The sequence below is a fragment of the Streptomyces cupreus genome (assembly GCF_014257025.1).
Lineage (GTDB): Bacteria > Actinomycetota > Actinomycetes > Streptomycetales > Streptomycetaceae > Streptomyces > Streptomyces cupreus.
The window spans coordinates 24,128-38,522 of sequence record NZ_JACMSF010000010.1; the positions used below are offsets into that span (position 1 = coordinate 24,128).

The window sequence follows — 14,395 nt, forward strand, 5'->3', positions numbered from 1 at the left end:
CTTTTTCGGTCCATCTGGTGTCCCGCTGTGGGTCGGTGGAGTCAGGTGCCGGTACGGATGGCGATATCCCAGCTGCGCAGGGTCCCGGCGGCGCCCGCGACCGCATCCGCGATCTTGAGCTTCCAGCTGCCCGCCACCGCGTCCCCCACCAGCGGCGCCAGGAGCGACGGTGGCTGTGAAGTCAGGGTCAGGCGAAGGTTGTCGGTGTTGTCGCCCATGCGGTTGTGGATCACGGCCCGGCGGCCCGACGGCGCCAGCAACACCACGCGCAGATCGCCGATGCGGGGGTGCTTGATGTCGAGCGTCACCGTCAGCTCCCTGACCGTGCCCATGCCTTCGAGTGTGATCGCGTCGGTCAGACCGCCGGCGTCCTCGTCGGGGATCGCGGCGTCCGGGGCCGACCGGCCCGTGATCCGCCGGCCCGCGACCGCCTGCTCACCGGTGCGGAAGCCGATGACCTCGCCCGGGGGACCGACCTGGGAGACGGTGAGCCCGGACTCGCTGCCGTCCCACCACAGGGACGCGGGGCGGCTGCTGTGCGACACCGCGGTGCCGGCCGTAGGACCGAACAGGTCGCCGCCGTCACCGAAGTTCAGGCCGGTCTCCAGATCCAGGTGGCCGTCCGCCTGGAGCAGCGCGCACTGGTAGTGGCGTACCTGGTTGCCCTGCTGGAACTCGTTGGAGCCCTTGATGTCGCAGTGGTAGACCGCGAGTCCGCTGGAGGTCAGCTGGGAGTCGAAGCCGAGCCTGCTGCGGTTCTCGATCAGGTAATACTCCACGTTCTCGCGCTGCGGGTTGTGGTAGATCAGCGCCTTGTCGTACTCGCCCTGGTTGGCCTCGTACACACCGGGCACGGAGATGTCGACGTCCCGCGTCCAGCCCACCAGGCGGCGCAGATAGACGCAGACCGCGGACGGCAGGAACCCGTCGCCCAGATGGTCCCCGGCCGCCATGGCGCAGTAGGTGCCCATGCCCGCGCTGGTGAAGTCGTCGCCCTCGCGTTCGACGGTTCCGTAGTCGTAGAGATCGGGCCAGCGGCACAGCAGGTGCCCGCTCTCGTGGCAGAAGGTGCCGATGCTCAGGTCGGCAGCCGTTTCGCCGATGCTCGTGATGGTGTAGAGGTCCGACCGCACATCGCCGATCTGGGCGGCGAAGCGCGAGTTGTGGGGCCACAGATCCTCCCGGAACTCCGTCTGGCCCGCGTACATGATGCAGATGGAGTCGACGATGCCGCGGTCGAGGGAGTCGAAGCGGCTGAAGTCCACACCGGCGTCCGCGGCCGCCTGAAGCGCCTCCGGTACGAGCTTGCCCCGGTGCCGCGCCAGCCCGTACGCGAGCCGGGGCCGGCTCATGCGGAACGGACCGACGACGGTGTTGGTGAATCTGAGCCTGCCCGTCGACATGGTGCGGAAGTACTCCTTGACGGAGCAGCGGTTGCCGTTCGCCGTGAAGTCGGGGCTGTTCAGCAGGGCGGAGACCTCCTCGACCGTCACGTCCGTCGGAGTGTCCGGGAAGTCGACCAGGATCGTCAGGCCCTGGACGTCGCCCTTCGTCAGGGCAAAGCCGGGGAGCAGGCCCTTGACAGGACCGAAGGTGAGCAGGGTGCCGGGGTCGGTCTCGGCCCGTTCCTCCTCCGGAATCCCTTCCAGCACCCGGCCCATGAACACCTCTCTGCGGTAGAGCTGGCCCTCCCTCAGATGCCGGGGCAGCCCCTCGGGGGGCGGTTCGGAGACGAGGACGCCACTGGAGACGAACCGGCGTTCGGCGCCGGCGCCGTCGGTCTCCGCGTAGCAGTAGGCGCCGCGGTCGGCGTCGTAGGTGACCGAGTAGCCGTCGAGGGTCTCGTATCGCGCGTACTTGTCGTCGCCGAAGGCGACGAGCTGGACACCGCCGCCCTCTTCCTGGCCGAAGGTGAGGGTGTCGCCGAAGATGCCGCTCATCGCTGAAGACCTCCCGGAATCGGCCGCAAGAGGGCACTGGCCTACAGTCTGGAGCGGGGGAGGGGCGACGCACAGGGCAGAAGGACCCACGTACGGCAGGGGTAACGCTACCCCTGCCAGGAGCCCGCCGGGATGATGTCGTGCGTGATGGCGAAGCGCGTCAGGTCGGCCCGTCGCCGGGAGCCGATCTTGTCGCGGAGCCGGTCCAGGTGGGAGTGCACGGTGTGCTCGCTGATGCCCAGCCGGACGGCGATGTCGTGATCGGTCTCGCCGTGCGCGATCAGCTCCAGGATCTGGCGCTCACGATCGGTGACATGGCAGGACGGCTTGGTCTCCGGGCGCACGGCGAGATCCGCGGAGATGTAGGAGCAGCCGTCGGCGACGAGCCGGATCGCGGCCAGCAGCTCGTGTTCGTCGGCCTGCCGGCTGAGACAGCCGCGGGCGCCGGCGCGCATTGCGGGGACGGCGTGGTTGCCCGGGCCGGAGGAGAAGACGATGACACGAATGCCTCGGGCGGTGAGTTGTGCCACCACTTCCGCGAGACACGCGGCTGGCAGCTGGAGGTCCACGAGCGCGATGTCATCCCGTGCGAGTTCGGCCGCGGCCTCGTGGGCCGACCGGGTGGTGAGGGCGAGCGCGAGGCCGTCGGCGTCCTCGACGACATGGGCCATGCCGTTGCGCAGTAACGGGCAGTCGCCGACCACGGCGACACGTCTTACGTCCGCACTCATGGGCGCCTCACTCCGACGGGGCCGGGCGCCCGCGCCCGGGCAGGCCTCACACCTCCAGTTTCGTTCCTCCTGGGTTGTCCGGCACCCCGAGGCGTCTCGGCGGCGGGTCGGCGGTGGTCGTGCCCTGGCGAAGCGGCTGCGGTATTCAGTCGGGGTGGTGCCCTGGTGGCCGCCTGCTCGGCCGCAGTCCTCATACGGGGTACGGGCCGTGTTCGTACCGGCGACGGAGCCGGGCGGCGTGCGCCGGCTCAGGCCTCGGCCGAGGGCCAGGTCTTCCAGATCAGGTCCAGCCGTTCATAGGCGTCGTCGAACCAGGAGTCGTCCATCGGCACGGTCACCGTGACCGACGTCAGGGACATCGACGTGTCCTTGACCGTGACGCGCGCCCGCTCCTCCTCCACGTCGCGCTCGACGAACATCGAGGGCCCCCGCGAGAACTCGCGCCACGCGACGTCCCGCCCCGCGTCGAGCGCGTCCAGCGACTCCTGCCACTCCCGCAGGTCCTGGGGGAAGACCCAGATCCGGAGAGCGCCCTTCACGAAGGGGGTCTCGACGATGAAGGCACCGGTCAGGACCTCGCTCCCGGCGGAGCCCTGGCCTTCCGTCCCGGTGATCCGCAGGACGACGCTGTTGCCGTCGCCCTCCAGGCGCATCAGATCGATCGGTCCGTCAGTCACCGGTGCCCTCCCCGTTCACTCGTCTGGCCGAAGAATAGCCGCCGGTCAGACCACCGGTGGCATCTCGCTCGGGCGTGAGTCCAGGCCCGTGCGGTGGTTGACCCAGGAGCCGCGGGTGAAGTCGGGCACCGCGACCGGACGGCCGCCCGCCGCGAGGGACTTGACGCTCAGCGGGATCGGGGAGCACCACACCGCGCCGTCGTAGACGTCCATGTCCGGGACCAGGCCCGCGCGCATCTGCTGCACGGTGCGCCACTGCAGGACGTAGTCCATTCCGCCGTGGCCGCCGTTGTTGGCCGCGTCGTCGCCGATCTTCAGCCACAACCAGTGGTCGAACTCCTTGCGGTAGGCGTCGAACGCCCGCCAGGTGTGGCCGCTGTGGTCCGGTTCGAGGTAGACGCGGCCACCGCCCGCGGACATGACGCCCGCGTAGTCCTCGAAGATGCCGCGGCTGCCGGCGAGTGAGTTGATACGGCTGTACGGGCGCGGCGAGCTGACATCGTGCTCGGCGCGGATCACGCGGCCCTCGGCGGTGTCGATCAGACAGGTGACGAGGTCACCGTTGATGTACGTCTCCTTCCAACTCGGGTGGGACTTGGGGATGAAGCGCTCGCGGTAGTCGGCGAGGCCCCGGGGCTCGGTGGCCGTGGCCCGCAGCGTTGTCATGCGGTCGCCGCGGTTGATGTCCATCGCCGCCGCGATCGGGGCCAGTCCGTGCATGGGGTAGAAGGACGCGGTGCTGCGGGTGTGCCACAACCGCCGCCAGGCGTCGGTGTAGTAGGTGTCCGAGAACAGCAGCTCGCGCAGGTCGTGCAGATAGCCGCCGTGGCCGTTGGTCACATCGCCGAACAGGCCGTCGTGAGCCATCTTCAGCATCGCCAGCTCGTTGCGGCCGTAGGAGCAGTTCTCGGAGAGGATCAGATGGCGGCGGGTGCGCTCGCTGGTGTCGACGAGGTCCCACAGCTCGTCCAGCTCGGTGGCGATGGGCAGTTCGACCAGGGCGTGCTTGCCGGCGAGCAGGGCGGCGCGGCCCTGCTCGTAGTGGAACTCCCAAGGGGTCGCGATGTAGACGAGGTCGATGTCGTCGCGCCGCAGCATGCGGGCGTAGGCGTCGGCGGAACCGCCGTACTCGGCCGGGCGGGGACGGCCCTCGGCGACGAGCCGGTCGGCGGTGCGTCTGGCGCGGTCGGCACGGATGTCGCACACGGCCGTCACCGTGCAGCCCGGGACCGCGGCCCAGCCCGAGGACATGCCATGCCCCCGGTTCCCGAGACCGATCATGCCGACGCGGACCGTCGGACAGTCGTGGAACGGCACGTCGATCATCGACTTCTGACCCGGGCGCCGCGACGGAGTGCCCTCGGCGGTCGGGGCTGCGGGGGAGTCGGGGGCGGCGGAGGCCTTGGTGCCGAGTCCGGCGACCACGGCACCGGAGGCCAGGGCCCCGCCCATGAGAGTACGGCGTGAGACAGCAGGGTTTTCATGCATGGCGCGGATCGCTCCCTAATGCGTGGCGGCCGGCTGCTCGTGCTGCCGCATGACTTTGTCCACGCGAGCGCCGCGTGTCAATAGGTGCTTGAAAAGAAGGTGTTACGAGCAGAAACGAGCAAGCGGGCTTCAACTGGCCCAAGTTCGCCGCCGCTTGGCCGTGGTTGGACACCGGCTGCCGCCCACGACGCGAAGGGCCCCGTCGCCGGTCACGCAACACGCAGGGCGACCTGCGGTGTTGGGCGATCGGCGAACGGGGCCTGTGGGCTGGGCGTGTTCGGCCTGTCGCGTGGCTGTCAGCGCGCGAGGATGTCCCTGATCCGGCCGTGGACCAACTCCCGCGCGTCCGCGGGAAGCGCGCCGATGTCCGTGTTCTCCACGGTGTGCAGGACCGTGTCGACATCGGTGTCGTACGGCGTGGTCGCGGTCAGGAACTCGTAGCCGTCGCGGACCGCGAGGCGCAGGCGCTTGGTGCCGTCGGGTTCGGCGTGTACGGCGGTGGCGACCACGAAGGGGGGCGGGCCGCCGGGGTCGCCCTCCTGCTTCAGATAGCCGCTGACCAGTGGAGTACGCCAGTTGACGCCGAGGAGGAGGGGGCGCTTGGCCAGGAGTTCGGTCAGGTCGGTCTCGTAGACGCCCGCCGCGTCCAGGACCGTCGCGCGGGCGTCCAGGACGAGGGCGGCGGGGAGCAGGCAACGCAGCGTACTGCCCACGATGTTGCCGCCGACCGTGGCCGCGCGGCGCACGGCGCCGGTGCCGATCGAGCCGGCCGCGCGGCGCAGCACCTCCGGCACCCGGTCGTCGATCCGTTGCAGCACCACCGCCGAGCCCAGGGTCTCGGGCCCGAGGACGTTCGCCTCCGGCAGGTTGCGCAGGGACATGGCCCGGTCGGGGAAGCCGTCGCGCTGGAAGGTCGCCCAGACGAGCGTCGCCCCGCCAATCGGCAGCGCCCCCTCGGCTATGTGCTGCTGAACCTCGGACACGGATGTGGGCAGATGCAACAACACGGAGCGGCCTGCTTTCGCGATGGGTCCCGTTCAAACGCGTATCGCATTCTCCCCACGCGGCAGGGGGCGCATGCAGGGTTCACGGTGTCATCCTGCGCGCCCCCTGAGGCCGCGCGCAGTGCTACGGCGCACCACCAGCTCCACCGGCACCAACGACTCGACCCGCGGCGGCCCTTCGTGGCCGTCGATACGGTCCAGCAGCAGCCGCAGCGACCGCGTGCCGATCTCCGCGAAGTCGGTACGGACCGTCGTCAGCGGCGGCAGCAGATGCGCGGCCTCGGGGATGTCGTCGTAGCCGACCACGCTGACCTCGCCGGGGACCGAGCGTCCGGACTCGTGCAGGGCGTGCAGCAGGCCGAGGGCCATCTGGTCGTTGGAGGCGAAGACCGCCGTGACATCGGGGCGCCCGGCGAGCGCTCTGCCCAGGTCGTAGCCCGAGTCCGCGCTCCAGTCACCGACCAGCGGTTCGGGGATCTCGGCGCCGTGCTCCCGCAGACACACCTGCCAGCTGTCGCGGCGCCGGTCGGCGGAACTCCAGCCGGCCGGGCCCGCGATGTGCCAGACGGTGGCGTGTCCGAGGCCCAGCAGATGCTCGGTGGCGAGGCGGGCGCCGGTGCGGGAGTCGCCGGTGACCATCAGCGTGTCGGCCTCGGGCCCGGTCTCCAGCACCACCAACGGCGTGTCCAGATGGGTGTCCGCCAGCGCCTTGCCCACCCAGGCCTGCGGGGCGATGGCGATCACGCCGTCCGCGCCCTCCGCCGACAGCCGGTCCACCGCCTCGGTCACCGTGTCGTGGTCGGCCGTGTCCAGGGCGATCGAGCTGACCAGGTAACCGGCCTCCTGCGCCGCGGTGTTGATCGCGGTGAGGATGGAGGCGGGGCCGTAGCGGGCGGCGTCGAAGGAGATCACACCGAGCATCCGGGTCCGTCCGCTGGCCAGCGACCGGGCACTGCGACTGGGCCGGTAGCCGAGGGTCCGCATCGCCTCGACCACCGCCTCCCGCGTCTCCGCCCGCACCGACGGATGCTCGTTGAGCACCCGGGAGACGGTCTGCTTGGAGACCCCCGCCAGCCGGGCCACGTCACCCATCACCGGGCGCGTACCGGCGAAGTTCCGTTTGGCGCGCCCCTTGGGTACGGAGGAACTGGCGGGGCTTGGGCTCATGGTCGCTGTTTCCTCGGCGTCGGCACGGCGGTCCGGTCCCGCCCGGTCGGGACCACAGCATAGGCATCACCGCCGAGCGGGCCACTCAGCCCGTCCGCACCGTCCAGGACCGCGTGGTCACCCACTCGGCCCGCGTCACGGCGGCCGTCCGTGCGTCCACCCCCGCCCGCCCCGGCAGATACACCGGCGCGTCCGGGTGCAACGGCAGCACCCGCAGCCGTAGCTCCCCGGCCGGAAGCCGGTCGATGCCGATGTCCCACACCCGCCCCGAGAAGAACTGATCCGCGACAAGCCGGTCGCCCACGTACGCCCGCCCCATGTCTCCCGTCCAGGTCAGCCGCAGCACGGTCCCGGTCGGCAGGCCGTCCGGCACCGCGACGCGGTACTCGGCGGCCACCTCCTCGAAGTGCTTGTCCGCGGGCGCGCTCGCCCGGCCCTGGACACCCGTCACCGGTTCGGGCGCAGGCCCGGCGGGACGCACCTGTGTGAGGTGTACGTCCCCCACGGCGGCGGTGGCGTCCAGTGTGTAGCGGGTGAACACCCCGTCCGCCGCCCCGGTCAGTGCCGCACCGTCCACCACCGGGTCCCGCTCGGGCGCGGGCAGTACGGCGAAGGACGGCCCGGCCGCCGGGCTGTGCACGCGGATGTCGCCCCGGTCGAAGACGATCCCGTCGGCGCAGAGCACCAGGCGCTCGGCGCCCCAGACCTCGCCCCGATACACACCGCGGGCCGTCGTCGCGTCGAGGACCAGCACACCGACCCGTCCACCGGCCGCCGTGCCGACCTCCACCAGCGCGTCCGTACCCGGGCGCAGACCGGTCACCAGAACCCGGCCGTCGACGTGGGTGACCTCCCCGGACGGTGTGTCGACGGACATCACCGTGCCCCCGTCCAGGGCGAGTTCGGGGGCGATGCCGTCGGTGGCGGCCAGCACCAGGACCGTACGTCCCTCGTCCTGGATCGTGCACACCGGCTGAGCGGTGGCCCACTCCAGCCGCAGACCGGCCACGTCGAGGCGGAGCGGCCAGCAGAAGCAGGCGCCGCTGGGGATCGTCACGGGAGCGGTGGGGAGGTTCAAAGTCCCCTCAAGCGCAGGGAGTTCGATGGAGAACGCCGTATCCCCGTGATCCGGCAACGGTTCGTGCGGCTGATGGTTGTTGACGAACAGGAAGCCCGATCCGCCGTCGCTGCGGACCGACCAGCGCAGGGTGTCCCGGTCGTCCTGGCCCGTGGGCTGCCGCTCGGGCAGCACCGCCGCCATGGGCGCGATGAAGTGCCCGAAGTCCGCCAGCATCAGGTGCTGAAGGCGCAGTTCGTGGTACGAGGGCCGGTACTGTCCGTACTCGCCGAGCGGCGCCTGGAAGTCGTACGTCAGCAGGGGCAGGTCGTTGGGATAGCCGGTGGCGTGGGACTCCTGGAGGGCGCCGGGCGGGTTGGTGCCGCCGTGGAACATGTAGTAGCCCTGCCAGACCGAGCCGCAGCCGATCTTCGTCAGGCCCAGCGCGCCGATGTCCGCCGCCTCGACCCGTGGCCGCCGGTGGTACGCCACCGCCATCCCGCCGCCCAACTCGCAGGTGGCCCAAGGGAATCGGTCCGTCGGTGCCGGTTCGCCACCGCGGACGGTGACCGGTCGCAGGTCCGCGCCGATGCCCTCGTCGTCGCGTTGGTCGGTGAAGAAGAAGTGCTTGCGGCAGGTGTCGGGCCAGCCGCCGTCCCACTCCGTCCAGAAGGTCTCCGGATAGCCGCCGTACAGCGGAAGCAGCTCATCGGGCGGGAGTTGGACGCCGCCCCAGGCAGTCGACGTCCACAGGGGCGCGCTCAGTCCGGCGTCCTCGGCCATGCGCTTGAGGGTGAGGAGGTGGCCGGGCTGGTCGTAGAGCTCGTTCTCGATCTGGATCGCGACGATCGGACCGCCGTGCGCCCGGTCCAGGCCGCGCAGTTGCTCCGCGACGGCCCCGAACCAGGCTCGCACGGGCTCCAGATAGGCGGGGTCGTCGGTGCGGGGCGTGCAGTCGCGGGCCAGCAGCCAGTCGGGCAGTCCTCCGTTGCGCACCTCGGCGTGGCACCAAGGGCCGATGCGCGGGATGAAGTCCAGGCCGTGCCGGGCACAGAGCTCGGCGAAGCGGCGCAGATCCCGGTCGCCGTCGAAGCGGACCCGGCCCTCGGTCTCCTCGTGGTGGATCCAGATGACGTAACTGGCGACGGCGGTGACCCCGCCCGCCTTCATCTTCAGCAGTTCCTCCTCCCAACTCACCGACGGGTAACGGGAGTAGTGGAACTCGCCGGAGACCGGGAACCAGGGGCGGCCGCCGCGGGTGAACCAGCGGCTGGTCACCTCGATCGGGTCGGCCACGCCCCGCGCGTCGGCGAAGGGCAGATGGCCGGTCAGCGGGGGAGTGGTGGGCGCGGGGACGCGCAGGCGGTGTGTCATGAGTGCTTCTCCGGGCCGAGGTCGGGGGTGTCGGTGAGATGGGCACGGGTGCCGGTGCTGGCGTGCGGCGCCAGCGGGACGAGGTCGTTGGCGCCGGGGCGCAGCAGCGGGGCGGGGACGTACAGGGTGCGCTGGGGGCCGGGGTTGCCATAGCGGCCGAGGTGGAAGCCGGTCGACCCACGCCTGGTCCTTGACCCGGCCGGGCAGGGACAGGAAGGCGTCGGCAGGGGGCGCCACCTCGAACGTGCCGTGGTGGAAGGCGGTTTCGGCGGCGGCTTCCGGAGCGAAGGGCATGGGTTCCGGCAACAGGTCTCACTCCCGCTCAGTCTTTGAGAACGGTCAGCGCGACCGGGTGGCCCGGGTGGCGCGGACCAGCCAGAGCGTCGCCGTCAGGCAGAGCGCCGAGACGGCGCCGAGGAGCAGGGGGACCGTGCGGACCCCGGACCACTCGATGGCCTTGCCCAGCGCCGGGCCCGCCACCACGCCGCCGGCCATCGAGGCGGCGATGACGACGGCTCCCGCCCTGCGGGCTCGCGGGGCCGAACGGTTCAGCCAGGGCAGGCCGGTGGGGAAGATCGGCGCGATGAACAGACCGACTCCGGCGTAGGCGTACGGGGCCGGCCCGGGGATCGCGGCGAGCAGCAGACACACCGTCATGCCCGCGCAGGACACCGTGATGATGGTCTGGGGCGTGAAACGCAGGGCGAGCGGGGCGACCAGGAAACGGCCGACCGTCATCATCAGCCAGTAGGCGGAGGTGGCGGTGGCGGCGAGGCCGGCGCCGTAGCCGACGGTCTGGAGGTGGGTGGGCTCCCAGCCGCCCACGCCCGCCTCGATACCGACGTGCAGCACGTACAGGGCGATGAACACGGCGAGTACGGAGCCCAGGCTGCGGCCCAGGACCTGGCCCCGGGGCTCCTCCTCCGCCGACGGAGGCACCTCGTCGCTTACGCCCCTCAGGCACAGCAGCAACGGCAGGTTGGCCAGGGCGAAGACCAGGAACACCGCCGGGTAGTGCCCGGCGCCGACCAGGCCGATCAGCGCCGGGCCGAGGATCGCGCCGATGCCGAAGTGGGCGTTGAGGATGTTGAGCATGGCCGTCGAGCGGTGGCCGAAGCCGACGGCGAAGAGCTGGTTGAGGCCGTAGTCGACGCCGCCGAACCCCAGACCGGCCAGCAGCGCCATGACGAGGGCCACCGGCCAGCTCGGCGCCAGCGCGAACCCGGCCGCCCCTACGGCCATGAGCAGATACGAGGCCCCGAGGATCCGCCGGTTGCCGATCCGCCCGAAGGCGCGGTCGAAGAGCAGCACCCCGGCCACGCCGCCGACGAAGTGGGCGCTCAGCCCCAGCCCCGCGGCCGACGGGCCCAGTCCGAACTCCTCGCGGAAGGCGGGGATGGCCGGTCCGTACAGGGCCTGAAGGGCGCCGAGCAGCACGAACCCCGCGCAGGAGGCGACCACCGCGGTCGGACTGAAGACCTGTCTGTCCCGCAGCAGCACGGCACGACCTCTCGTTCACGGGGAGGGACGGCTGTTGATGTTACCGGTAACATCTCGCCCGGCACACCCCTCCGAAAGCGATTTCCGCGGGGAATCCCGGAGTTGGGGATCAGCTGGACTGTCTGTACAGAATCTGGACGTGTAGTCTAGAAGCATGGGTGGACAGGAGCGTGAGACGGCGGCCGACTCGGCCCTGGAACGCGAGCGGGACGCGATCATCGCGGCGCTGACACCGGTCGTGGACGGGCTCGTGGCGACCTTCGGGCCGCTGTGCGAGGTGGTCCTGCACGACTACCGGCGGCCGGAGAAGTCCGTGGTCGCGGTGGCCGGTTCGGTGACCGGACGGACCGTCGGCGGGGCGATGAGCGAGATCGGCATGCGGATCGTCGCCCGCGGCGCCGAGGCGGACGACGACCTGAACTACGTCACCCGGACCCGGACCGGGAAGCTGGTCAAGGCGTCCACCATGGTGCTGCGGGACTCCACGGGCGAGGTCTTCGGCGCCCTCTGCGTCAACCTGGACGTCACCGCCGTGGGCGAGGCCCACGCCCTGCTCGGCGCCCTCGCCGGCATCGGCCGCGACAGCGCCGAGGCGCCGGTGACCGCCTTCGGCAACGACATCGACTCCGTCGTCGACGCCATCCTCGACGCCCATCAGCTCCGCCAGAACCGCGGCTGGGCGGAGCTCGACCGCGACCGGCGCCTGGAGCTGTTCCGCGGGCTGGACGGACGGGGTGTGTTCGCCGTGCGGCGCGCCGTCGAACAGGTCGCCGCTCGGCTCGGCATCTCCCGCGCCTCCGCCTACCACTACCTCGCCCAGGCACGCGCCACGACCGGCTCGGCTTCCGACCCCGATGGAGGACCCGCGTGACCAGCACCCCGCCCCTCACCCTCGACGACGTCCGCGACGCCGCCGTACGCCTCAAGGGCGTCGCCCACCGTACGCCGGTCCTGCGCTCCAGCACCCTCGACGACCTCGTCGGCGCCGAGGTCTTCCTCAAGTGCGAGAACTTCCAGCGCGTCGGCGCCTTCAAGTTCCGCGGCGCCTACAACGCCGCCTCCCGGCTGACGCCGGAACAGCTCGCCCGGGGCATCGCCGCCTACTCCTCCGGCAACCACGCCCAGGCCGTCGCCCTCGCCGCCCGGGAGCTCGGCACCACCGCCGTGATCGTCATGCCCGAGGACGCCCCGCCCTCCAAGCGGCAGGCGACCGAGGGCTACGGCGCCGAGATCGTCACCTACGACCGCTACACCGGCGACCGCGTCGCCATCGCCGAGGCCCTGGCCGCCGAGCGGGGCCTCACCGTCATCCCGCCCTACGAACACCCCCATGTGATGGCGGGACAGGGCACGGCAGCCCTCGAACTCCTCGAAGAAGTAGGCGAGTTGGGTGCACTGCTGACGCCGGTCGGCGGCGGCGGACTCATAGCGGGGAGCGGCACGGTGGCCAAGGGGCTGTACCCGGGCCTGCGGCTGATCGGCGTCGAGCCCCAGGCCGGGGACGACACCAAGCGGTCCCTGGAAGCCGGGCGGCGCATCGAGATCCCGGTGCCCAAGACCATCGCCGACGGCCAGGCCCTGCACATCCCCGGCGAACTCACCTTCTCCGTCAACCGACGGCTCGTCGACGCCATTGCCCTGGTCAGCGACGACGAGATCCGGGACGCGATGCGGTTCGCCTTCGAGCGTCTGAAGATCGTCGTCGAGCCGAGCGGCGCCACCCCACTGGCGGCCCTCCTCTCCGGCCGGGCCGGTGCGCTGCCGCGCCGGGTCGGAGTGATCGTCTCCGGCGGCAACATCGACGCCGAGCGGTTCGCCGAGCTCTGCGGCGGCTAGATCTGAGCGAGTGTTCCCGAATGGCGGCTCCGGATGGACGGGCGGACGATGGAGTGGTAGGGGGCCGGCTGCCGACGGCGGTGCACGGATCCGCCGGGGAGCCCGGTCCCGGTCGCGGTGAACCGCGGCCGGAAGGGAGTTCGTCATGTTGGAAGTGAAGACGCTCGAAAAGCCGGACGAGCGGCGTGATTTCCCCCACGGTCACATGGAAGCCGTTCACATGACGGAGCTCGACTTCGCCGTGGCGACCTTCGAGCCGGGCTGGCGCTGGACCCAGGACGTGGCCCCGATCGCGGGCACGGCCACCTGTCAGATGCACCACAACGGCTACGTCCTCCGAGGCCGCATGCGCATCCATATGGACGACGGCGGTGAGAGGGAGGTCGGCCCCGGCGACGTCTTTGTGGTCTCGCCCGGACACGACGCCTGGGTTGTGGGCGAGGAGCCGTGCGTGGTCTGCGACTTCCAGGGGCAGACGGCGAGGGAGTTCGCGAAGAAGCAGCAGTAGCGCAGGCCGGCCCGCGCCGGCCCGTCACACGGTGACGACGACCTTTGCGCGCGCGTGCTCCACCTCCAGGTACCGAATGGCCTCGGCCGCCTCGCTCAGGGGATACGTCCGCTCGACGACCGGCGCTATTCGCCCGGACTCCGCCAGCTCCTTCAGGGCCGCGAGGTTCTTCTTGCTCTGGTGAGCGGGGAGTTCGAGCAGCCGTTGCCGCGTGAAGGGCGCCGTCAGACGTCGCTTGAAGAACAGCCCCATGGGCCCGACGAAGCTGCCGCCCTCGTACACCCCGCCGCCGGACAGCACCAGGGCGCCGGTCGGGGTGATCGCGCGCCGGAACGCCGTCAGTGAGTGGTTGCCGACCAGGTCCAGCACCACGTCGTAGCGCCGGCCCGCGCGGGTGAAGTCCTCGCGTGCGTAGTCGATGACATGGTCCGCGCCGAGCGAGCGGGCCATGTCCGCGTTGCGCGCGCTGCACACCGCGGTCACCTCCGCGCCGTACACCTTGCCGAGCTGCACGGCGAAGGTGCCGACGCCGCCCGAGGCGCCGTTGATCACCAGGCTCTGCCCCGGCCGCACCGCGCCCACGTCCCGCACCCCGATCAGTGCGGTGTTCCCGGCGAGGGGTATCGCTGCGGCCTGCTCGAAGGTGAGGTTGGACGGCTTCGGGCCCACCGAGTCGCCCGGTGCGCACACATACTCCGCGAAGGCGCCGTCGGCCTCGCCGAACACCTCGTCGCCGGGTGCGAGGTCCGTGACCCCGCTGCCCACCGCCTCCACACGGCCCGCGAAGTCCCGGCCCCTGACCCGCGCCTTGGGCCCGCGCAGCCCCATCATCGCGCGCGCCGCCTTCGGGTCGCCGTGCATGAAATGCCAGTCATAGGCGTTGACCGACGCCGCGTGTACCCGCACCAGCACCTCACCGGGCCCCGGCACCGGCCGCTCGATGTCCCGGAACTCCAGCACGTCCGCAGACCCGTACCGGTCCTGCACCACTGCCTTCATGATCTCCCCCTTCGCCGCTTTCGAGACTACGGATCCGGTCGATGGCCGGCATCAGGGGCGAACCCTGATTCGTCCCGGGGCACGACCCCGGCTTGCCCTGAGGAAACCGATCGG

At 71.1% G+C, this 14,395-nt stretch carries 12 protein-coding genes and 1 pseudogene; 3 read left to right on the forward strand and 10 right to left on the reverse strand.

The annotated features are described in order from the left end of the window. Window positions 1-41 precede the first annotated feature (41 nt). From H4N64_RS11880 to H4N64_RS11915, 9 genes and pseudogenes are all read right to left on the reverse strand, one after another. Window positions 42-1,940 (reverse strand): M6 family metalloprotease domain-containing protein, encoded by a 1,899-nt coding sequence (locus H4N64_RS11880; RefSeq protein ID WP_186282211.1) that lies wholly within the window; start codon window positions 1,938-1,940, stop codon window positions 42-44. 107 nt (window positions 1,941-2,047) lie between these two features. Continuing rightward, complete coding sequence (locus H4N64_RS11885) at window positions 2,048-2,671, reverse strand: LuxR C-terminal-related transcriptional regulator (protein ID WP_186282212.1); 624 nt, start codon at window positions 2,669-2,671, stop codon at window positions 2,048-2,050. A 248-nt stretch (window positions 2,672-2,919) separates the two neighbouring features. Then, the gene (locus tag H4N64_RS11890; protein ID WP_186282213.1) at window positions 2,920-3,348 is read right to left on the reverse strand and encodes a DUF5959 family protein; all 429 of its coding nucleotides are present in this window, start codon (window positions 3,346-3,348) and stop codon (window positions 2,920-2,922) included. Between the two features lie 45 nt (window positions 3,349-3,393). Then, on the reverse strand, window positions 3,394-4,836 hold the full coding sequence (locus H4N64_RS11895; RefSeq protein WP_186282214.1) for a Gfo/Idh/MocA family protein: 1,443 nt from the start codon (window positions 4,834-4,836) through the stop codon (window positions 3,394-3,396). 296 nt (window positions 4,837-5,132) lie between these two features. Further along, entirely contained in the window at window positions 5,133-5,843 is a 711-nt protein-coding gene (locus H4N64_RS11900) for an FAD binding domain-containing protein (protein WP_186282215.1), read from the reverse strand. 87 nt (window positions 5,844-5,930) lie between these two features. Next, on the reverse strand, window positions 5,931-7,007 hold the full coding sequence (locus tag H4N64_RS11905; protein WP_186282216.1) for a LacI family DNA-binding transcriptional regulator: 1,077 nt from the start codon (window positions 7,005-7,007) through the stop codon (window positions 5,931-5,933). Window positions 7,008-7,092: 85 nt separating this feature from the next. Continuing rightward, window positions 7,093-9,438: a beta-galactosidase gene (locus H4N64_RS11910; RefSeq protein ID WP_186282217.1), complete on the reverse strand. Its 2,346-nt coding sequence runs from the start codon at window positions 9,436-9,438 to the stop codon at window positions 7,093-7,095. Further along, window positions 9,435-9,732, reverse strand: a pseudogene (locus H4N64_RS44975) (beta-galactosidase); the annotation flags it as partial. The gene H4N64_RS11910 and the pseudogene H4N64_RS44975, both read right to left, overlap by 4 nt. Before the next feature lie 45 nt (window positions 9,733-9,777). Further along, window positions 9,778-10,938 (reverse strand): MFS transporter, encoded by a 1,161-nt coding sequence (locus tag H4N64_RS11915; RefSeq protein WP_336246693.1) that lies wholly within the window; start codon window positions 10,936-10,938, stop codon window positions 9,778-9,780. A 154-nt stretch (window positions 10,939-11,092) separates the two neighbouring features. Here H4N64_RS11915 and H4N64_RS11920 point away from each other — a divergent pair, with 154 nt between their 5' ends. The 3 genes from H4N64_RS11920 to H4N64_RS11930 all read left to right on the forward strand — a co-directional run bounded on the left by H4N64_RS11920 (window position 11,093) and on the right by H4N64_RS11930 (window position 13,282). Next, window positions 11,093-11,809 (forward strand): helix-turn-helix transcriptional regulator, encoded by a 717-nt coding sequence (locus H4N64_RS11920; protein ID WP_186282218.1) that lies wholly within the window; start codon window positions 11,093-11,095, stop codon window positions 11,807-11,809. After that, window positions 11,806-12,774 carry a pyridoxal-phosphate dependent enzyme gene (locus tag H4N64_RS11925; RefSeq protein WP_186282219.1) on the forward strand — a complete coding sequence of 323 codons (969 nt, stop codon included), beginning with the start codon at window positions 11,806-11,808 and terminating at the stop codon, window positions 12,772-12,774. The genes H4N64_RS11920 and H4N64_RS11925 overlap by 4 nt, the downstream gene beginning before the upstream one ends. 145 nt (window positions 12,775-12,919) lie before the next feature. Continuing rightward, window positions 12,920-13,282 (forward strand): cupin domain-containing protein, encoded by a 363-nt coding sequence (locus H4N64_RS11930; protein WP_186282220.1) that lies wholly within the window; start codon window positions 12,920-12,922, stop codon window positions 13,280-13,282. A 24-nt stretch (window positions 13,283-13,306) separates the two neighbouring features. On the opposite strand, the gene H4N64_RS11935 is transcribed toward H4N64_RS11930, so the two are convergent. Continuing rightward, window positions 13,307-14,281 (reverse strand): NAD(P)-dependent alcohol dehydrogenase, encoded by a 975-nt coding sequence (locus H4N64_RS11935; protein WP_186282221.1) that lies wholly within the window; start codon window positions 14,279-14,281, stop codon window positions 13,307-13,309. Window positions 14,282-14,395 lie beyond the last annotated feature (114 nt).

Coding starts and splice junctions, on each gene's coding strand:
- H4N64_RS11880 (WP_186282211.1), bottom strand. CDS start 1,940: ATGAGCGGCATCTTCGGCGACACCCTCACCTTCGGCCAGGAAGAGGGC.
- H4N64_RS11885 (WP_186282212.1), bottom strand. CDS start 2,671: ATGAGTGCGGACGTAAGACGTGTCGCCGTGGTCGGCGACTGCCCGTTA.
- H4N64_RS11895 (WP_186282214.1), bottom strand. CDS start 4,836: ATGCATGAAAACCCTGCTGTCTCACGCCGTACTCTCATGGGCGGGGCC.
- H4N64_RS11905 (WP_186282216.1), bottom strand. CDS start 7,007: ATGAGCCCAAGCCCCGCCAGTTCCTCCGTACCCAAGGGGCGCGCCAAA.
- H4N64_RS11910 (WP_186282217.1), bottom strand. CDS start 9,438: ATGACACACCGCCTGCGCGTCCCCGCGCCCACCACTCCCCCGCTGACC.
- H4N64_RS11920 (WP_186282218.1), top strand. CDS start 11,093: ATGGGTGGACAGGAGCGTGAGACGGCGGCCGACTCGGCCCTGGAACGC.
- H4N64_RS11930 (WP_186282220.1), top strand. CDS start 12,920: ATGTTGGAAGTGAAGACGCTCGAAAAGCCGGACGAGCGGCGTGATTTC.
- H4N64_RS11935 (WP_186282221.1), bottom strand. CDS start 14,281: ATGAAGGCAGTGGTGCAGGACCGGTACGGGTCTGCGGACGTGCTGGAG.